Here is an 18,399-nt window from a genome sequence, read left to right as displayed (position 1 = left end):
CAACGCTTTTGCTCTTAGCCTTCCCAGGAGAGCCATTCCTCGCTGAGGGCGTCTTCGGGCGATTCGGTCTTCCAGCGGCCCTTCCATTCCACCACTTCCCAGCCGCGGCGGAGCGCTTCGGCCCTGAAGGCCGGCTTGGGATTGACCACCACCGGGTGGCCGACCTCCTCCAAGAGCGGAGTGTCGGCCACCGAGTCGGAGTACAGGTAGCAGCGGCCCACGTCGATGCCGTGGCGCGCGAGGACTTCCTTCACGCGCTCGCGCTTTCCTTCGCGGAAGACGATGGGCGGAACCAGCTCGTCTGTAGAGAGGCCTCCCCGGATCACGGCGCGCGTTCCCACTGCCTCGTGCGCGTGAAGGAAGCGGCCCAGCTCGTCGATGATGAACTGCGGCGAGCCGGAGGCGACGAGGATCAGGTGGCCCATCAACAGGTGACGGCGCACCGTGCGCAGACCCTGCTGGGTCACGCGCTTCTTCACGTGCCGGTCGAAGCACCGGCGGGCGAGGTCGCGCAGGCGGTCCGCGCGGATTCCCTGCTGGCAGCGCGATCCGAGAGCCACCATGTCGGCCTCGCTCAGCCGCTTGCGGGCGTACTCGTAGAGCGCGCGCGGCACCTGCGAGCGGACCGACGGCACCATCTCCCGGTTCGAATAGAGGAACCAGGTGAAGATGGTTCCCGCGTTGCCGTCCAGCAGCGAGTCGTCGATGTCGAAGACCGCGGCGGTGCGCTGGAACGGCTGCATCACTCCACCTCTCGGTAGAGGCCCGCGCCTTCGAGCCGGCGGTCGTCCTCGACCGGAGCGGCAGGTACCAGAAGTTGCCTCCCGTAGAGGTTCTTCCGGTCCGTCCAGGGGCCCTCGGCGGCGGCAAAGAGCTGCGCGAACGAGCTCGTCCGCGTGTCCAGCTCGTCGACGGCGTGGACAACCATCGCCTCCAGCGTGGCCGGTTCCTTCGGGCTGCCGTACTCGTGCCGGCCGTGGTGGGCTGCGATCAGGTGAGTGACCCGCCATTCCAGCTCGCGCGGAAATCCCGGAATGCGCGCTGCCTTCTCGCGAACGAGCTGGCAGGTGAGGATGAGGTGGCCGACGAGCTTGCCTTCGTCGGTGTACTCGAACCCGGGCTCCGGCGAGATCTCCCGGGCCTTGCCAAAGTCGTGCAAGAGGCACCCCGCGGTGACCAGGTCGCGGTCGAGCTGCGGGTAGTGATCGCAGGCCCGCCAGCCGAGCTGCATCACGGACAGGGTGTGCTCGCAGAGCCCGCCGGGATAGGCGTGATGGATGCTCTTCGCGGCGGGCGCGCGCAGGAAGGCCGGCACCAGCGTGTCGTCGTCGAGAAATGCGAAGAGCAGAGTCCTCAAGTGCGGGTTGCGCACCTGCGCCGTGAGCGAGCGGATCTGCCCGAACATCGCTTCCACTCTCATGGTGTCGATGTACCACACGCATCTGACGGGTAACCGTCGGGTCGTGAGGGCGCTCTGCGTCATCGTCTGCGCAGCCATTGGCTGTACCAGGAACGCCCAGGGTCCGCCGCACACGACCGATCACCTTCCTGCCGGTGTCCGCGCTTCCGTTCTACAGCACCACAACGACGCGGCGCGCAGCGGCGTGTACGTCGATCCATCGCTGACCCGCGCCGCAGCAGCGCGGCTCCGTCAGGATTCGGCCTTCACCGCCTCGTTCGCTGGCACCGTCTATGCCCAACCGTTGTACTGGGACGGGGGCGAGGGTGGACAGGACCTGCTGCTCATCGCCACCCAGAACAACGAGGTGATCGCGCTCGATCCGTTGACCGGCTCGCGGATCTGGTCGCGGACGCTCGCCGCTCCCGCCTCGCGGTCCGAGCTCCCCTGCGGCAACATCGATCCGCTCGGCATCACCGGCACTCCCGTCATCGACGCCGGGCGCAGGTTGGTCTTCGTTGCCGCGATGACTTCCGGCGCGCGCCACCGCATCTTCACGCTCTCGCTGCCGGACGGGGGCACTTCCGACACGCCCATCGATGTCCAATCCGCAGTCTCGGGTTTCGACGCGCGCATCCAGAATCAGCGCGGCGCGCTGGCCCTCGTGGATGGCACCCTTTACGTTCCCTACGGAGGGCACTTCGGCGACTGCGGCGACTACGCCGGCTGGGTCATTGGATTCGACACCGTGGGATCGCGCCCGCCAGCGGCGTACCACACGGGGCACGGAGGAGGGATTTGGGCGATGTCCGGCGTCGCCGCGATGGGCGGGTCGCTGTTCGTGGCAACCGGCAACACCATCGGCCTCTCTACCTGGGACGGAGGCGAGGCCATCCTCAAGCTCGCGCCGGGGCCGTCGTTCTCCGCCAATACCGCCGACTATTACGCGCCGTCCGACTGGGCAGACCTCGACTCCAAGGACGCGGACATCGGGACTGGTGGCGCGGTTCCGTTCGACGTCGGTTCCGCGCATTACGTCGCCACGCTCGGGAAAGATGGACGGCTTCATCTCACCGATCGCGATCGCCTGGGTGGCATCGGCTCCGGTCAGGCGCCACTCCTTCGGGAACACTGCTCGCGTTTCCTGCGACCGGCTCGTCGTGCCCCGGCGCAAGCGGACTTGTGGCGCTTCGCATCTCGGCCGGATCTCCGCCAGGCGTAACTACCGCCTGGTGCGCCAACGTCAACGGAAGGGGTTCGCCCATTGCGACCACGACGGGTAGCGGACTTGAGTCGATGATCTGGATCCCAAGCGCCGGAGGCGACAACCAGCTGCTCGCGTTCAACGCCGAAACGGGGGCGCCGATCTTCACCAGCTCGGCGCTCGGATCGCTGACGCGGTTCAACGCTGCCATTGTCGCGAAAGGTCGCATCTACATCGCGGGAGTCGGCGCCGCTTACGCGTTCACCGTGCGGTGACCTAGGCCTCTTCTTCCTCTTCGGTGGCGGGCTTCGCGCCAGCGGCCTTCTTCGCGGCGAGCCTCGCCTTTTCCGCCGCCTCTGCCTCGAGCTCGGCCTGCGGCCGCGGCTCGATCGTGAAGTCGCTGATCTTGCCCTGCGCCTTGAGCGCCTTGAGCCCCGCCTCCATGGCCAGCCACCGCGTCTTCGCGCGCAGCTTGATGATCACCGGCGCCGCGGGCCGCCTGATCAGGCTGACCGGGTCGTACTCGCCGGAGAGGATGCTGACGCTCCAGTTGGCTTCCAGGTCCGTGTCGACGCGGACGTCGCACTCCTTCCCTTCTGCGTGCACGGCGCCCGGCGGCACCGCGCCCGACTTGCGCGCCACGAAACCGGCGTGCGTCTGGATCCAGAGGACGCCCGCGAGCCCCAGCAGCATCAGCGCCAGCGTGATCCAGAACAGCCGTCGGCCGTCGCGTTTCCGCTCGGCGGTCATCCCGCGGATCCAGGGCAGCTGATCGGCGCGCACCCATTGCTCGCCGCGCTGGACGAGATCGTCGGGAGCGATGACGCCGTTGTTCCAGAGCTGCAGGAACTCCTTCTGGCTCCCGACCGTCAGGGCTTGAGCGCCGCCCGCCTGCCTGACCAGCAGCTTCATGCGCCCGTCACGTTAGGGATCGCGCATGGATCCGGCAATCCGAGGACGACGCGGCGCGGTGCGAATCCGGTTACGCGGCTCGCACCGCCAAACGTCGCGAAAGCGACGCTTCCCATTCGCACCGCAGCGCGGCATTCGACGTTTGACCCTTGCAAACTACCGATTTTCTTGTAGTTCAGATTCCGGCAAAGCAGTTGCAGACCATTCCCGGATACACGTAGCCCCAAACGAGGTCTCTCGTGTCTGAGAAGCTCCTCCCCCAGGATGGAACGGCCCCCAGCGCCAGCGGCGCAGACGGATCCATCCCCAGCATCGATCGCGCCGCCGGCGCGCGCATTCTCGCCAGGTCCTTCTACAAGGAGCTTCGCGAGAACGGCTACACGCCGCGCCAGCTACTCGCGCTCTCGACGGAGCTGATCGATTTGATCACGCAGGACTTGCAGGCGGAGCGCAAGGGAGCAGCGTAGACAGGCGCTCCAAGTCGCCTTGACGCTCCGCAGTTCCGAGCCTATTTGTGCCTCCCCCAAGGAGGCTTCTACATGGCTCGTTTCGCCATCAACGGCTTCGGCAGGATCGGTCGCAACATCCTGCGCGCCGCGCTCAAGCGCCGTGCGGGCCTCGACGTCGTCCTGATCAACGACATCGACAAGCCGAAGACGCTCGCCCACCTCTTCAAGTACGACTCCGTGCACGGGATTTTCGACGGCACGGTCGACTCGACCGAGGACGCGGTGGTGATCAACGGCAAGAAGATCGCGGTGTCGGCGAGGCGCGATCCGGGAGAGCTGGCCCACAAGGAGCACGGCGTCGAAGTCGCGCTGGAATGCTCCGGCCGCTTCACCAACCGGCCGGATGCCGAGAAGCATCTCAAGGCGGGGGCGAAGAAGGTGATCATCTCCGCGCCGGGGAAGGGGCAGGACCTCTCGCTTTGCTACGGGATCAACCACGAGAAGTACGATCCCGCGAAGCACACCATCATCTCGAACGCGAGCTGCACCACCAACTGCCTCGCTTCCATGGCCAAGGTGCTGATGGACAGCTTCGGCGTCGAGCGCGGCCTGATGACCACCATTCACAGCTACACCAACGATCAGCGCATCCTCGATCTCCCCCACGAGGACCTGCGCCGCGCGCGGGCCGCCGCCCTGAGCATGATTCCGTCGTCCACGGGCGCCGCGAAGATGATCGGCGAAGTCATCCCCGAGCTGAAGGGGAAGCTGAACGGCACCTCCATCCGGGTACCGACGCCGAACGTCTCGCTCGTCGATCTCACGGCGGAGCTTTCGCGCAAGGCCACCGTGGAGGAGATCAATACCGCCTTCAAGGCCGCCGCCGAGGGAAAGCTCAAGGGCGTGCTCCAGTACAACACCGAGCAGACCGTCTCCGTCGACTACAACGGCAATCCCGCCTCCTGCATCTTCGACGCGACGCAGACCGCCGTCGCCGACGACGGCAAGTTCGTGAAGATCTTCGGCTGGTACGACAACGAGTGGGGCTTCTCGAACCGCATGGTCGACGTATCGCTGTTCATCGGCGGCAAAATGTGAGGCCGGATGATCCGGTCCATCGAGCAGCTCGACATCGGACAGAAGCGCTTGTTCATCCGCGTCGACTTCAACGTTCCGCTCGACAAGAAGACGGGCAAGGTGAAGGACGACGCCCGAGTCCAGGCGGCGTTACCGACGATCCGGTACGCCATCGGGAAGAAGGCGAAGGTGATCCTCGCCTCGCACCTTGGCCGACCGGACGGCAAGGTGGTGCCGGAGATGTCGCTGGAGCCGGCGGGAGCGCGGCTCTCGCAGCTGCTCGGACAGGACGTCATCTTCGCGGACGACTGCGTCGGCGACGGCGTGAAGAAGCTGGTCGGCGAGCTCCGCGAAGGGCAGGTGCTCCTGCTCGAGAACCTGCGGTTCCATCCCGAGGAAGAGGCGAACGACGACGCTTTCGCGCGCGAGCTGGCTTCGCTCTGCGACGCCTACGTGGACGACGCCTTCGGGACCATGCACCGGGCGCACGCGTCGACGGTGGGGATGGTGAAGCACGTGCCGCAGCGGGGGGCGGGCTTTCTCGTCGCCGCCGAGCTGAAGAACCTGCAGCCTTTGCTGAAGGGAGCGGCAAAGCCGTACCTCGCCATCCTCGGCGGCGCGAAGGTCAGCGACAAGATCAAGGTGATCGATCAACTGATGGGGAAGGTGGACGCGCTCCTGATCGGCGGCGCGATGGCGTATACGTTCCTGTCCGCGCGCGGGGTGCCGGTGGGCGCATCGCGCGTGGAGAAGGACAAGATCGACGTCGCCCGGCGCATCCTGGAGAAGGCGGGGCAGTCGCGCGTCGAGGTGCTGCTGCCGGCCGACCACGTGGTCGCCAAGGAGCCGAAGAGCGGCGTTGCGGTACAGACGCTGGCGCAGATCCCGGAGGGAATGCTGGGGCTCGACATCGGCCCGAAGACGCGCGAGCTGTACCGGCAGAGGATCGTCGGCGCGAAGACCATCTTCTGGAACGGTCCGATGGGACTCTTCGAGGTGTCGGAATTCGCGCCGGGCACGCGCGCCGTCGCCGAGGCGTTGGCGGAGGCGACGAAGCGGGGCACGCGGACGGTGGTCGGCGGCGGTGATTCGGCGGCTGCGATCGCCGAAATGGGGCTCGCGGACAAGGTCACCCACGTCTCCACGGGCGGCGGCGCCTCGCTCGAGTTCCTCGAAGGCCGCGAGCTTCCCGGGATCAAGGTGCTGGACGAATGACGCGTCGCAAGTTCATCTGCGGAAACTGGAAGATGCACAAGACCTCCGCCGAGGCGGTGCAGCTCGTGCGGGAGCTGCAGCAGAAGGTGACCACGCAAGCGCAGGTCGCGGTCGCGCCCCCGTTTACGGCGTTGGCGGCGGTGAAGCAGGCCCTGCAGGGCTCCGCCATCCAGCTCTTCGCGCAGAACTGTCACCACGAGAAGCAAGGCGCGTTCACCGGCGAAGTGAGCGCGCCGATGCTTTGGGAGATCGGCTGCCAAGGCGTCATCCTCGGTCACAGCGAGCGCCGCCAGTACTTCGGCGAGACCGACGAGGGCGTCAACCGCAAGGTGCGGGCGGCTCTCGACGCGCGGCTCCATCCCATCGTCTGCGTAGGCGAGACCTTGCAGGAGCGGGAAACGAACCGCACCTGGGAGGTGGTCTCGCGACAGGTGCGCGGCGCGTTCGCCGGCATGGGCGGCGACGCCATCGGCGCCTGCACCATCGCTTACGAGCCGGTCTGGGCGATCGGCACGGGGAAGACGGCGACCACGGCGGAGGCGCAGGAGGTCCATGCGCAGATCCGCGGCTTGCTGCGCGATCTGGCGGGCGCCCGGATCGCCGACTCGGTGCGCATCCAGTACGGCGGATCGGTCAAGCCCGAGAACGCCAAAGATCTGCTCGGCCAGCCGGACATCGACGGGGCGCTGGTCGGCGGCGCGAGCCTGAAGGGCGAGGACTTCGCAAACATCATCCGCGGCGCCGGATGACAGGGTCACGAAAGGGACGGCTGGCAATGTGAGGGTCGCGGGCCCGAGGACGGCGCCCGAAAGGAACCCTCCATGACCAGGACCAAGAACCTCATGCTGGTCGCCGTGCTGCTCGCATCGTCGCGGGCGTTCGCGATCAAGGTAGAGACGGGAACCCCTGACCTGAACCTCAACGTCAACGTACAGCTGCAGGCGCGCTACGAGGGCGACTGGGACGGGGCGCCCAACAACCTGGCGTCGCCGACCGGCCACTACAATCACGACTTCTTCATCCGCCGCGCGCGCCTGATCACTTCGGGTATCGCCTACAAGTACTTCACCTTCTACATGATGCTCGATTCGCCCAGGTTCGGGGCGCGCGGGAACTACGGCGGATCGACGGGCACCGAGTTCGTGCAGGACCTGTACGTCGGGTATCAGCCGTTCCCCGACATCAACATCGAGGCGGGGTTCCTCTACATGCCGCTGACGCGCGGCTCGCTCGCCTCCAACACCCAGGTGCAGGCAGTGGAGGGACCCGGCGACATCCTCTTCTACCCGCTGGCGCGCGGCTCGCGAGAGACCGGCATTCAGTTCCGCGGCCTGCTGCTCGACCGGCGCATCTACCTGCGCGGCGGCGTTTACGAGGGAAACCGCTTCATCGCGCCGGCGACGGGAACGCCCCCGCCGCCGGTGAACCCGCAGGGCACCCCGGAAGTGGCGGGCATGATCCGCTACAACTTCGTCGGCGAGGAGACAGGGTACTCGTTCCCGGGGATCTACATGGACGGGAAGTCGCGCATCAACGTCGGCATCGGCGGGCAATACCAGCCGCACTCCGGAGACCGGCAGGGCACGACGACGAACTACTATGGCTACTCCGCGATGGCGGCAGACGTCTTCGTCAATCTCGCGCTGCCGGGCGACCAGGAGTTCGCGACGGGCGTGGGCATCTACCGCTGGGACTACGGCCCGAACCGGCCCCGAACGGGCAACGGCATCGGCGGCGAGATCGGGTACCGGATCGGACCCATCAACCCTCAGGTAAACATCCTCTGGTTCAACAGCGACCCGAAGAACAACAGCTCGTTCCGGGCGGCGGGCGGAGTGAACTACTACTTCGTCAAGCACAACGCCAAGCTGCAACTCGAGTTCAGCAGCAACGTCCCGAACGGCGTCATCGAGAGGACCCCTTCGCAGAAGGCGATCGTGTTGCAGTCGCAGGCTGCGTTCTGAGCGACGGTCAGGCTGCTCCGGCCCTCGTCGACGCGACGGCAGCCGGAAACGACACCTCGACGCGCAGGCCTCTTCCGCCTGCGCCGTCGAGGAGCGCGACCGCTCCGCCGTACCGCTGCGCGATCTCGCGGACGATGGCCAGACCAAGCCCGGCGCCGTCTCCCGGTGTTCCGCGCACCCGGTAGAAACGGTCGAACACCCGCGCTCGCTCTTCCGGCGGAATTCCCGGGCCATTGTCCTCGACGGAGAGGAGGACGCCCGGGTCCTGCCGCGCCACTCCCACGGTGATCGTCGCTCCCCGGGCGTACCGCAGCGAATTGTCGATGAGGTTGGCGAGGAGCTCGCGCAGCAGCACGGGCTGCGCGCGGATGACCGCGGTTCCTCCGTCCTCGAACCCCAGGTCGGCGCCGTGGGAGAGCGCTTCCGGCACCAGCGTGGCGCAGGTTTCACGGGCCAGCGCGGAAAGGTCCACGAGCTCGGAGTTGGCGCGCAGGTCTGCCGCCGGCTCCGCACGCGCGAGCGACAGGAGCTGGCTGGCGAGGCGGCTGGTGGCCTGCGAATGGTCGCGGAGCTGCGCGAGCGCGTGGCGCATGGCCGCCGGTTCCTCTTCGCGCAGCGCCGATTCCGCCTCCGTGCGGAGCACGGCAAGCGGAGTGCGGAGCTGGTGCGACGCGTCGGCGATGAAGCGTCGCTGCACGGCGATGGCTTCGCGGACGCGAGTCATCAGCTGATCGACGGCGTCGATCAGCGGGGACAATTCCTCAGGGCCGTGGTGCGGAGGCAACGGCGCGAGATCGCTCGCGGTGCGCCGCGCCACCTCGGCGCTGAGCTCGCGCAGGGGAGCGAGGCCCCGCGTCACGCCGAACCAGACCAGCGCCCCTCCCAGCACCAGCAGGAGCAGCTGCTGCCCGAGCGCGTGTACGAGGATCGTCTTGATCAGCGCTGCGCGGCCGCCGATGGTCTCTGCGACCTGCGTCACGACGGTGACCGGGGGCGAGGCCGGCATGGCGGTGAAGAGCGCCGCGACGCGGATGCGCTCGCCCCGGTAGTGCGCGTCGTAGAAGATCGCCTTGCCCGGCACCGAGTCGGGCGGCCGCGGCAGGTCCTCGTAGCCGGTCATGAACGCGTCGCCCTGGGACGACCGCCAGGAGACGGAGTAGAAGACGCGATCCTGATCGACGGTATCGAGCATCTCCAGCGCGACGGGCGGCAGATCGATCTCCGGGCGCGTCCCCACCATGCGCAGGTGGTCGGCGATGTCCAGGGCTGCCGCGGAGAGCGTCTTGTCGTAGGCGGCGTAGATGGCGTCGCGCACCGTGAACCAGGCCGCTGCGGCTCCGGCCAGGCAGAGAAGGCCGAGCGGCACCAGCAGCCACCAGAGCAGCTGAGCGCGAAGCGACCGGCGGCGGGTCACGGGTTCTCCAGGAGGTATCCGAGACCGCGGATGGTGCGGATGCGGATCCCGGCGGGCTCCAGCTTCTTGCGCAGCCGGTGCACGTAAATCTCGATCGCGTTCAGGCCGGCGTCCTCGTCGTAGGAGAAGAGCTTCTCCAGCAGGACTTGCTTCTGCACCACCTGCCCGGCCCGGAGCAGAAGCAGCTCCAGAAGGCAGAGCTCCCGCCGGGGGAGGTCGAGGGCGACACCCTCGAGCGCCGCGATCCGTCCGGCGGTGTCGAGCGTCAGCCGGCCGTGGCTGAGGACCGCGCCAGAACCGCCCACGCCACGGCGGATCAGGGCTCCCGCCCGTGCCTCCAGCTCCTCGAGGGCGAACGGTTTGACGAGGTAGTCGTCCGCCCCCGTGTTCAGCCCGGTCACCCGGCTCTGCAGCGAAGCGCGGGCGGTGAGCACCAGGACGGGAAGCCGCGATCTCGCGCGCCGCAGCCGCCGGACCAGGTCCAGCCCGTCGCCGTCCGGCAGACCAAGGTCGAGGATCAAGAGGTCATAGGGCTGCGTCCCCAAGGCGGCGCGCGCGTCATCGGCGGTGCCCACCGCATCGACGGCGTAGCCTTTTGCCCGGAAGGTCTTCGCCACGTTGGCGGCGAGCGTTTCGTTGTCCTCGACCAGAAGCAGCCGCATCGGACCCATGAAAGGGATATGAAAGCGAGCGTCCCTATGATGCCACGACAACTGCTGCCTGGAGGAACCCGATGCGGCAACCCACTCGAGCGCTCGCCTTCGCACTCCTGCTCTTCTGCGTCGCCATCCCGCGTCATGCGACCGCTGCCGAGGAGGAGCGTCCCGGCACCGCCAAGGACGTCATCTCCGCCGCCGAGCAGGAAGGAAAGCTGACGATCTACTCGACCACCGACTCCGCGCTGGTGCAGCCGCTGCTCAAGGACTTCGCCTCGCTCTATCCGAAGATTCCGGTCGAGTACACGGACATGAACAGCACCGAGCTCTACAACCGGGTGATCAGCGAGGCGGCCGCGGGTTCGGTGGCGGGCGATCTCCTCTGGAGCTCGGCGATGGACCTTCAGGTCAAGCTCGCCAACGACGCGGTCGCGCAGGCGTACCCCACGCCCGAGGCCTCTCACCTGCCCAAGTGGGCCGTCTGGCGGAACGAGGCGTTCGCCACCACGTTCGAGCCCATCGTCTTCGTGTACAACAAGCGTCTGCTCAAGCCCGAGGAGGTGCCGCACTCGCACTCGGACCTCGTCAAGGCGCTGGAGTCGAATCCCGATCGCTTCAAGGGGAAGGTGACCTCGTACGATCCGGAGCGGAGCGGGATCGGGTTCCTCCTCATTACCCAGGACTCGCGCCTGGATCCGAACTTCGCCCAGACGGAGCGGGCGTACGGCCGCGTCGGCGTGAAGCTCTACACCAGCGTCGGGGCGATGCTCGAGCGGATCGGGTCGGGAGAGCACCTGCTTGGATTCAACATCTTCGGATCGTACGCGCTCGCGCGGCAGAAGAAGGACCCCTCCATCGCCATCGCGTACCCGAAGGACTACACGCTCGTGATGTCACGCATTGCCCTGATTCCGAAGAACGCCAAGCACCCGAACGGCGCCAAGGTGTTCCTCGATTACCTGCTCTCGAAGCGCGGGCAGCGGCTGCTGGCGAAGGCGATGCTCTTCTCCATCCGCGACGACGTCGAAGGCGAGGCCACCGCCTCGGCGCTGACCAAGGAGCTGGGCGGGACGTTGAAGCCGCTTCCGGTCGGACCGTCGCTCCTCGTCTACCTCGACCAGGCGAAGCGGCTGGAGTTCCTCAAGCAGTGGCAGCAAGCGCTCGGGACGAAGTAGCCGTGGGCCGCGGGTCGTGGAGCCGGGTGGCGGTGGTGTTGCTGGCGGCTGCCGCCGTCCTCGCTCCCCTCGTCATCATCCTCTACCAGAGCTTTCTCGACGGTCCGTTCTTCCAGGCCAGCTCGAAGCTGTCGCTTTCCGCGTATCAGTTCGTGTTCATCGACACCGACTTCCACCGCGCGTTCGGGAGCACCCTCATCGTCGCCGCGGGGATGACGGCCATCGCGGTCCCGCTCGGAGCACTCCTCGCGTTCCTGGTCGTGCGCACCGACCTTCCCGGCCGCCGCTGGCTGGAGCCGGCGCTGCTCGTGCCCATCTTCCTGTCGCCGGTGGTGATCGCCTTCGGATACGTCGTCGCCGTAGGGCCCGTAGGCTTCTTCACCGTTCCGGTGCGCGGGATGATCGGGCGCGAGCCCTGGAACCTGTACTCGCTGGCAAGCGTCACCGTCATCGCCGGGCTCACGCACATTCCCCACGTCTATCTGTATGCCTCGTCGACCCTGCGGGCGGTCGGAGCGGACCTCGAAGAGGCGGCGCGGGTCGCGGGCGCGAGCAGCGGCCGGATCGCGCTCACCATCAGCCTTCCCATGGTCTGGCCCGCGCTGCTGTACAGCGGGGTGCTGGTGTTCTTCCTTGGGTTCGAGCTGTTCGGGTTGCCTCTCATCCTCGGCGATCCCGAAGGGCTGCTGGTCCTCTCGACGTACCTGTACAAGCTCACCAACCGCCTCGGTGTGCCGTCCTACCAGCTGATGGCCGTGGTGGCGGTCGTCATCATGTTGATCGCGTTTCCGCTGGTGTGGATGCAGCGCCGGCTTCTCGGCGTGGCGAACCGGTACGTGTCCGTCCGGGGGAAAGCCGCGCGGGCCAGTCCGCTGCGCATCGGTGGCTGGCGCTGGGCGGCGCTTGCCCTCGTTCTCGCCTGGCTCGCGGTCACGGTGGTGACGCCGCTCGCCGGCGTGGTCTTGCGGTCGGTGGTGACGACCTGGGGCGAAGGCGTGCGACTGGCGGAGGTGCTCACGCTCGACCACTTCACCGAGCTCCTCGAGTATCCGAACCTCGTTCGCGGCGTCGGCAACACGCTGCTCATCGGCGTCGTCGGAGGGGCGCTTGCGGTGGCCTGCTACGCCGCGATCGCGTTGGCCACGCATCGTTGGCAGAGCGGCTGGGCGCGGGTGATGGACTACCTGGCGATGGTTCCGCGCGGCATGCCCGGGCTCGTCGCCGGCCTCGCCTTCTTCTGGGTCTTCCTCTTCGTCAAGCCCATCGCGCCGCTGCGCGCGACGCCCGTCAGTCTGTGGCTGGCTTACAGCGTGGTGTGGCTGGCTTACGGCATGCGCCTGATCTCCAGCGCGCTGTTGCAGATCTCTCCCGAGCTCGAGGAGGCGGCGTTCACCGCGGGCGCCTCACGCGGGCGAGTGACGCGCGAGGTGACGCTCCCCCTGGTGCGCTTCGGACTCCTCGGGAGCTGGCTCCTCATCTTCCTCATCTTCGTCCGCGAGTATTCCACCGGCGTCTACCTGTTGGCCCCCGGCAGCGAGGTGATCGGTTCGCTGATGGTGTCTCTGTGGGCGACGGGCGCGGTCGACACGGTGAGCGCGCTCGCGGTCGTCAACGTGCTGCTGGTCGGCGTCGGTCTCGCCGTCGCGCTGCGGCTCGGGGTGCGCGTCCATGAATGACCTCGTCGTTTCCGATGTGCACAAGCGGCTGGGGGACAACCAGGTCCTCAAGGGAGTCTCCTTCACCCTCAAGCGCGGCGACGTGGTGGCGCTGCTCGGCCCTTCCGGCAGCGGCAAGACCACGCTGCTCCGGGCCATCGCGGGGCTCGATCACCCCGACTCGGGCGTCATCCGCCTCGGCGAGCGGACGTTGTTCGACGGGGCAGCAAGAGCGGCGGTGCCGGCGGAGCAGCGGGGGCTCGGCCTCGTCTTCCAGTCCTACGCGCTCTGGCCGCACCGTACGGTGCTGGAGAACGTCCAGTATCCCTTGCGGGTCCGGCGGGTGCCGGGGACGGAGATGCGGGAACGGGCGCTGAAGGCGCTGGGCGAGATCGGGCTCGAGACCATGGGCTCCCGCTATCCGCACCAGCTTTCCGGCGGGCAGCAGCAGCGCGTCGCGCTCGCGCGCGCCATCGTCTACAACCCGCCGCTGCTCCTTCTCGACGAGCCGCTCTCCAATCTGGACGCGAAGCTCCGCGAGGAGGCGCGCGTCTGGCTGCGCGAGCTGATCGAGCGGCTGCAGATCAGCGCGGTCTGCGTCACCCACGATCAGGTGGAGGCGCTCGCGCTCGCCGACCGCGTCCTGCTTCTTGACCAGGGGCGCACGGTGCAGGAAGGGGCTCCGGAGGAGATCTACGACCGCCCCCGGACGCTCTTCGCCGCGGAGTTCATGGGATCGAACAACCGGATCGCCGGCCGTATCGCGGAGGTCCGCGGGTCACGGGCGCGGATCAGCGGTACCGGTTGGGAGCTCTGGGGTCAGCTGCAGACGGAAAAGCGCGGCGGTGACGAGGCCATTGCGGTCATCCGGCTCGAGCGCGTCGGCATCCACGACGCGCCCGGCGAGAACCGCGTACCGGCGCAACTGGAGACGGCGGTGTACCTCGGCGAGCGGTGGGATCATCTCTACCGTGCCGGAGACCTGCGACTGCGGGCATGGGCGGCCACGCCGCCGGCGCAGGGCCCCCGCTTTCTCGGACTGCCTGCGGAATCGCTCTGGATCTACTGAGCTACACGAACAGCAGCCGAATCACGCCCGCAACAGTACCAACCCGCGAGCTGGGGAGGCGGTGGATTCCAAATGATTTCAACTGATTGGCACGCAGGTGAGGGCATGTGGGTTCTACGCGCATCGGCCGGACGGCGAGTTTCTCTTCTGGCTTTTTATTCGGAGCAAGCCGGGGCGCCGTGGTTGATCGATCGAGATGCGCTTCAGCGTCTGCCTGCTCGCGGCCGTCGCCTGCGGCGGATCGATGCGGCCCCGGGACGTGCGCGCGTCCGCGCGAAACTCTGGCGTCGAGGTCTCCTGGAGCTCCTCGTTCGTCCTCGCCGCGCACCGCGTACAACTCGCCGATCTCGACAGCTCGACCAGCGCATCGGATGCCATCTTCGTCCAGGGAACGCGCGCTTCGCTCCGCGGGTCTGCATCCGGCGTCTGGGTCGACGCTCTTCCCGGGGGCCGCGCCATCGGCATCGTCAGCGCGGGCGATGAAGGCGGCACCGGGGCTGCGTGGCAGATCTTCGCTCCCTGGGATTTCCGTCGCGGCGAGTTGAGCGCGAGCTTCACCCGGCTCGCGGCGACGGAGCGGCTCGGAGTCCTGCTCGTGAACTTCGGCGGCAGCGACGCAGCGCAGGCGGAGGTGGTCGTCGACGGCGCGGCGGATCCGCCGGTGCAGGCCGCGGAGCTCAGCGTCGCCGGGGCCGCCGCGCCGCCTGCGTTGCACGAGATCGTCCGCGCGCGTGAAGCCGCGCTCGCGCTCGAGCGGCCTGCGCCGGTGGAAGCGCTCGAGCCCGGTGCGCGCCGATCGTTCTGCGTCGTCCAGGGTCTCGACTTCTCGCACCACGTACGCAAGGCGGCGACGCTCGCGATCGCGACCGCGCACGCCGAGATGTACGTCGACGACGACGATCTCGGAGAGTACGAGGTACCCGCGCTGCAGCCGCTCGCGCAGGCGTTCGAGGAGACCGTCTGGCCGGCAGTGACTTCTGCATTCGGCCTTCCCACCGACGTCGACGCCAGCGGGAAGCTCACGGTCCTCATCACGCACGAGCTCGGCGCGCATCTCAACGGCGGGTGGCTGATCGGTTACTTCGGCAACGCCGATCTTGTGCGAGCGCGGGACGATTCGCCACAGTGCAGCGGGGGAGGATCGAACCACGGCGAGATCGTCTACCTGAACGATCCCGGCAACGGCGCGGCCAACGGGTACGCCGCAGCAGACCTCTTCGCCCGCGTATACCCCGCGACGGTCGCGCACGAGATGCAGCATCTGCTGAACTTCGCCCACCGCTGCGTGGAGCGCTCCTGCGACGGGCCCGAACAGACGTGGATCAACGAGGCGCTCTCGAAGGTCGCGGAAGACCTGGCTGGCTACGGCTGGAACGGGGCCACCGGGCGCGCCGAAGGCGCCACCTATCTGCGCCGTGGGGCGGGTCAGCTTCGCGGTTATGACGGCCGCAGCCTGACGCGCTGGGAAGGGGATCCCATCGGCAACTACCAGGGAGCGCACAGCTTCCTGCGGCTCTTCACCGATCGGATGGGGACGGGTCTCGCGGGACGGCTCAACGCGGGCCCCGGCGGAGTCGATGGTCTGGAAACGACGCTGGGCCTTCCGCTGCCGATGGCGATGGCGGAGTGGGCGACGGCGCTGCTCCTCTCGAACGAGCCGGGTTCGCCTTACAGCTTCTCGGGGACCTCCTGGTCGCCGCTCCACGACCGGCTGCGCCATCTGGATACCCGCGCTCCCGGGACCGTGACGCTGCGCAACGACGGCATCGCGGCGGTGACGTCGGGTACCGGGTTGGGAGGGCCGGCGCGCGTGGTGGTACGCAGCCGCGAAGAGACGGCCCCTTACGTCGTGGTGGTGCGCACGAGCGGGACGCTTCCGGTCCGCTGATCAGCACCTGCGCTAGTCGCCATGGCCGTACGTGCTCTGCTCGACCCAACAGACCGTCGGCTCGTTCGAGATTGCGACTGCGGCCGAATCAGCGACATCGAGCGCAAATCCGTGGAGCGCGGTTTCATAGACGAACAGGATCCGTCCCGAGTATTTCGTGGCCAGCGAATTTGCCGTGCCCGGAATATCCGGGACCGAGTCGTAAAAGACGACGATGTACTCGCCTGGGACTCCGTTGTCGGGATGAAGCAATAGTCTTGATGGAGGCCGCACACCACTGCATGTCTCGATGGGTGCGCGACCCGACACACCTTCGCCACAGGACAGGAGGGCAATCGCCGTTGCGATTCCTGCCACTCCTGCACTCATGGTTCGGACGTTCATGACGCCTCGCACAGCCATCACTACACATGCATGTGGCGTCGTCCCAACATTTTTTGGGGCGGCGAGCCTGCTTCTGTCGACAGCCGTACGAGCCCAAGAGGCCACTTGATTCCAGATGCACAGCACTCGACACGCGCCACCGCACGTAGCCGCAGAATATTCAGGCGCGCAGCTTGTAGCCGTTGCGAAGCAGGCGCAGCGCCCAGACCACGAGGATGGCCGCGATGCCGACCATGACCGAGAAGCCCGCCCACGGCCGCTCCACGGTATGGCCGATGAGCGCGAACCTCATCGCCTCGATCATGTAATAGATGGGATTGAAGTGGAGCACGACGCGGAACGTCGCCGGCAGCATGGCCGCGGAGTAGAAGACGCCGCCGAGGAAAGCGAGCGGCGTGATCACGAAGGTGGGGATGAAGTTCACCTGCTCGAACTTGTCCGCCCAGAGGGCGACGATGAGGCCCGCGGCGGAGAAGCCGAGCGACACGACCACGCCCGCGAAGAGCGCTTCCAGGGGATGCGGCACCTCGGGACCGATGAAGAGGGCGGCGGTGGCCCAGGTCATTCCTCCCACGATCAGCGCGCGGGTGGCGCCCGCGGCGAGGAACGCGGCGAGGATCTCCAAGTAGGTGAGCGGGGTCACCAACAGGTCCACGATGGTGCCCTGCAGCTTCATGATGAACAGCGACGAGCTGGTGTTGAGGAACGCGTTGTTGATGATGCCGAGCATCACCAGGCCCGGCACGAGGAAGCGGATGTAGGGCACCCCTTCCACCTCGCGCAGCCGTCCACCGAGGGACCATCCGAAGACGACGAAGTAGAGCGCGGTGGTGATCAGGGGCGAGAGGATGGTCTGCCCGGGCACGCGCAAGAAGCGCTTCACTTCCTTCTCGTACAGCGTGCGCACCCCGAGCGTCGATTCGATCGGCGGCCCCGGCGGCGGCAGCGGCGGGACCGGCCGCTCCAGCGCCGTGGCTCCGTTCGTGGCCTGGGCAACCGGCGTCGGCGAGTTGAGCAGCTCGACGATCACCGTCTCCAGCCGCGGTTCCCGCGTCTGCACGTCGTTGATCCGCAGCCCCGATGCAGCCAACGCCTGCAGCGGCGCGGCCAGCGGCTCTCCCATCCGCGGCGTGAGCACCACCGCGGCGCCCCCGTCCGCCAGCGCCGCGCCGGCGGCGGCGAGCGACGCCGGCAGTGTCCCGACCGGCTGCTCCAGGGCGAGACGGACCGTCCGCCGCGAATGCCGCGCGATCAGCTCCTGCTTGTCCTCGACCACGAGCAGCCTGCCGTTCTTGATCACGCCGATGCGGTCGGCGAGCTCCTCGGCCTCCTCGAGGTAATGGGTGGTGAGGACTACCGTGGTGCCCGCGGCGGCGAGCCGCTTCACGTAGGCCCAGAGGTCGCGTCGCAGCTCGACGTCGACGCCCGCGGTCGGCTCGTCGAGGAAGAGCACCGGCGGATCGTGCACCAACGCCTTGGCGATCAGGAGGCGCCGCTTCATTCCGCCGGAGAGTGCTCGCGTATTCGCGTTGCGCTTGTCGCGCAACCCGAGATTTCCCAGGATCGCGTCGATGCGGGCGCCATCCAGCCGTACGCCGAAATAGCCGGCCTGGAACCTGAGCGTCTCTTCGACGGTGAAGAAGGGATCGAAGTTGATCTCCTGCGGGACCAGACCGACGGCGCGGCGGGTGAAGCGATAGTCGCGCACGACGTCGCGGCCGAGCACCTCCACGGTGCCTTCGCTGGCGAGCGCGGTTCCCGCCACCAGGCTGATCAGGGTCGTCTTTCCGGCCCCATTGGGGCCGAGCAGCGCGAAGACCTCGCCGCGGTGGATGTCGAGGTCGACGTGATCGAGAGCGGTGAAGGCGCCGTAGCGCTTGGTCGCGCCGCGCAGGCGCACCGCTTCAGGCATGACCAAGGCAGGATGCCACAGCGCCG

18 protein-coding genes are annotated in these 18,399 nt (G+C 67.6%); 11 read left to right on the top strand and 7 right to left on the bottom strand.

Going from position 1 to position 18,399, the window contains the following annotated elements; genetic code table 11:
* Positions 1-14: 14 nt before the first annotated feature.
* Together E6J58_07665 and E6J58_07660 are read right to left on the bottom strand one after the other, a co-directional pair.
* Positions 15-743 carry an HAD family hydrolase gene (locus E6J58_07665; GenBank protein TMB39284.1) on the bottom strand — a complete coding sequence of 243 codons (729 nt, stop codon included), beginning with the start codon at positions 741-743 and terminating at the stop codon, positions 15-17.
* Positions 743-1,498 carry an HD domain-containing protein gene (locus E6J58_07660; GenBank protein ID TMB39283.1) on the bottom strand — a complete coding sequence of 252 codons (756 nt, stop codon included), beginning with the start codon at positions 1,496-1,498 and terminating at the stop codon, positions 743-745. The genes E6J58_07665 and E6J58_07660 overlap by 1 nt, the downstream gene beginning before the upstream one ends.
* On the opposite strand from E6J58_07660, the gene E6J58_07655 reads away from it, so the two are divergent.
* On the top strand, positions 1,278-2,621 hold the full coding sequence (locus tag E6J58_07655; GenBank protein ID TMB39282.1) for a hypothetical protein: 1,344 nt from the start codon (positions 1,278-1,280) through the stop codon (positions 2,619-2,621). The two genes, E6J58_07660 and E6J58_07655, sit on opposite strands and share 221 nt — an antisense overlap.
* Before the next feature lie 74 nt (positions 2,622-2,695).
* Positions 2,696-2,878, top strand: a complete 183-nt coding sequence (locus tag E6J58_07650) for a hypothetical protein (GenBank protein ID TMB39281.1) — start codon at positions 2,696-2,698, stop codon at positions 2,876-2,878.
* Position 2,879: 1 nt separating this feature from the next.
* On the opposite strand, the gene E6J58_07645 is transcribed toward E6J58_07650, so the two are convergent.
* The gene (locus tag E6J58_07645; protein TMB39280.1) at positions 2,880-3,515 is read right to left on the bottom strand and encodes a hypothetical protein; all 636 of its coding nucleotides are present in this window, start codon (positions 3,513-3,515) and stop codon (positions 2,880-2,882) included.
* 239 nt (positions 3,516-3,754) lie between these two features.
* On the opposite strand from E6J58_07645, the gene E6J58_07640 reads away from it, so the two are divergent.
* From E6J58_07640 to E6J58_07620, 5 genes are all read left to right on the top strand, one after another.
* Positions 3,755-3,982 carry a hypothetical protein gene (locus E6J58_07640; protein TMB39279.1) on the top strand — a complete coding sequence of 76 codons (228 nt, stop codon included), beginning with the start codon at positions 3,755-3,757 and terminating at the stop codon, positions 3,980-3,982.
* A gap of 72 nt (positions 3,983-4,054) precedes the next feature.
* Entirely contained in the window at positions 4,055-5,062 is a 1,008-nt protein-coding gene (gap, locus tag E6J58_07635) for a type I glyceraldehyde-3-phosphate dehydrogenase (protein TMB39278.1), read from the top strand.
* Positions 5,063-5,068: 6 nt separating this feature from the next.
* Entirely contained in the window at positions 5,069-6,256 is a 1,188-nt protein-coding gene (locus tag E6J58_07630; protein TMB39277.1) for a phosphoglycerate kinase, read from the top strand.
* On the top strand, positions 6,253-7,005 hold the full coding sequence (locus tag E6J58_07625; protein ID TMB39276.1) for a triose-phosphate isomerase: 753 nt from the start codon (positions 6,253-6,255) through the stop codon (positions 7,003-7,005). The genes E6J58_07630 and E6J58_07625 overlap by 4 nt, the downstream gene beginning before the upstream one ends.
* 72 nt (positions 7,006-7,077) lie before the next feature.
* Positions 7,078-8,220: a hypothetical protein gene (locus E6J58_07620; protein TMB39275.1), complete on the top strand. Its 1,143-nt coding sequence runs from the start codon at positions 7,078-7,080 to the stop codon at positions 8,218-8,220.
* A 7-nt stretch (positions 8,221-8,227) separates the two neighbouring features.
* On the opposite strand, the gene E6J58_07615 is transcribed toward E6J58_07620, so the two are convergent.
* On the bottom strand, positions 8,228-9,634 hold the full coding sequence (locus E6J58_07615; GenBank protein TMB39274.1) for a sensor histidine kinase: 1,407 nt from the start codon (positions 9,632-9,634) through the stop codon (positions 8,228-8,230).
* Entirely contained in the window at positions 9,631-10,296 is a 666-nt protein-coding gene (locus E6J58_07610) for a response regulator (GenBank protein ID TMB39273.1), read from the bottom strand. The genes E6J58_07615 and E6J58_07610 overlap by 4 nt, the downstream gene beginning before the upstream one ends.
* 71 nt (positions 10,297-10,367) lie before the next feature.
* On the opposite strand from E6J58_07610, the gene E6J58_07605 reads away from it, so the two are divergent.
* The 4 genes from E6J58_07605 to E6J58_07590 all read left to right on the top strand — a co-directional run bounded on the left by E6J58_07605 (position 10,368) and on the right by E6J58_07590 (position 16,077).
* A complete protein-coding gene (locus E6J58_07605) occupies positions 10,368-11,465 on the top strand; it encodes an ABC transporter substrate-binding protein (GenBank protein ID TMB39272.1) in 1,098 nt (365 codons plus the stop codon).
* Between the two features lie 2 nt (positions 11,466-11,467).
* Complete coding sequence (locus E6J58_07600; GenBank protein ID TMB39271.1) at positions 11,468-13,141, top strand: iron ABC transporter permease; 1,674 nt, start codon at positions 11,468-11,470, stop codon at positions 13,139-13,141.
* The gene (locus E6J58_07595; GenBank protein TMB39270.1) at positions 13,134-14,189 is read left to right on the top strand and encodes an ABC transporter ATP-binding protein; all 1,056 of its coding nucleotides are present in this window, start codon (positions 13,134-13,136) and stop codon (positions 14,187-14,189) included. Before E6J58_07600 ends, E6J58_07595 begins: the two co-directional genes overlap by 8 nt.
* A 196-nt stretch (positions 14,190-14,385) precedes the next feature.
* Positions 14,386-16,077, top strand: coding sequence for a hypothetical protein (locus E6J58_07590; protein TMB39269.1), 1,692 nt, complete (start codon positions 14,386-14,388; stop codon positions 16,075-16,077).
* 12 nt (positions 16,078-16,089) lie between these two features.
* Here the strand turns inward: E6J58_07590 and E6J58_07585 are convergent, their stop codons facing one another.
* Positions 16,090-16,434: a hypothetical protein gene (locus E6J58_07585; protein TMB39268.1), complete on the bottom strand. Its 345-nt coding sequence runs from the start codon at positions 16,432-16,434 to the stop codon at positions 16,090-16,092.
* Positions 16,435-16,621: 187 nt separating this feature from the next.
* Positions 16,622-17,584, bottom strand: coding sequence for an ABC transporter permease (locus E6J58_07580; protein TMB39380.1), 963 nt, complete (start codon positions 17,582-17,584; stop codon positions 16,622-16,624).
* Between the last annotated feature and the right edge of the window lie 815 nt (positions 17,585-18,399).

The sequence above is a fragment of the Deltaproteobacteria bacterium genome (genome assembly GCA_005879535.1).
GTDB lineage: Bacteria > Myxococcota > Myxococcia > Myxococcales > 40CM-4-68-19 > 40CM-4-68-19.
The sequence above is the reverse complement of the archived record's forward strand: the minus strand, read 5'-3'. Positions and strand labels throughout refer to the sequence as shown.

Excerpts from the sequence above, each read along its gene's own strand:
- E6J58_07665 (TMB39284.1), bottom strand. The coding sequence starts at position 743 with ATGCAGCCGTTCCAGCGCACCGCCGCGGTCTTCGACATCGACGACTCG.
- E6J58_07655 (TMB39282.1), top strand. The coding sequence starts at position 1,278 with ATGCTCTTCGCGGCGGGCGCGCGCAGGAAGGCCGGCACCAGCGTGTCG.
- E6J58_07660 (TMB39283.1), bottom strand. The coding sequence starts at position 1,498 with ATGGCTGCGCAGACGATGACGCAGAGCGCCCTCACGACCCGACGGTTA.
- E6J58_07650 (TMB39281.1), top strand. The coding sequence starts at position 2,696 with ATGATCTGGATCCCAAGCGCCGGAGGCGACAACCAGCTGCTCGCGTTC.
- E6J58_07645 (TMB39280.1), bottom strand. The coding sequence starts at position 3,515 with ATGAAGCTGCTGGTCAGGCAGGCGGGCGGCGCTCAAGCCCTGACGGTC.
- gap (TMB39278.1), top strand. The coding sequence starts at position 4,055 with ATGGCTCGTTTCGCCATCAACGGCTTCGGCAGGATCGGTCGCAACATC.
- E6J58_07630 (TMB39277.1), top strand. The coding sequence starts at position 5,069 with ATGATCCGGTCCATCGAGCAGCTCGACATCGGACAGAAGCGCTTGTTC.
- E6J58_07625 (TMB39276.1), top strand. The coding sequence starts at position 6,253 with ATGACGCGTCGCAAGTTCATCTGCGGAAACTGGAAGATGCACAAGACC.
- E6J58_07620 (TMB39275.1), top strand. The coding sequence starts at position 7,078 with ATGACCAGGACCAAGAACCTCATGCTGGTCGCCGTGCTGCTCGCATCG.
- E6J58_07610 (TMB39273.1), bottom strand. The coding sequence starts at position 10,296 with ATGCGGCTGCTTCTGGTCGAGGACAACGAAACGCTCGCCGCCAACGTG.
- E6J58_07605 (TMB39272.1), top strand. The coding sequence starts at position 10,368 with ATGCGGCAACCCACTCGAGCGCTCGCCTTCGCACTCCTGCTCTTCTGC.
- E6J58_07595 (TMB39270.1), top strand. The coding sequence starts at position 13,134 with ATGAATGACCTCGTCGTTTCCGATGTGCACAAGCGGCTGGGGGACAAC.
- E6J58_07590 (TMB39269.1), top strand. The coding sequence starts at position 14,386 with ATGCGCTTCAGCGTCTGCCTGCTCGCGGCCGTCGCCTGCGGCGGATCG.
- E6J58_07580 (TMB39380.1), bottom strand. The coding sequence starts at position 17,584 with ATGGGAGAGCCGCTGGCCGCGCCGCTGCAGGCGTTGGCTGCATCGGGG.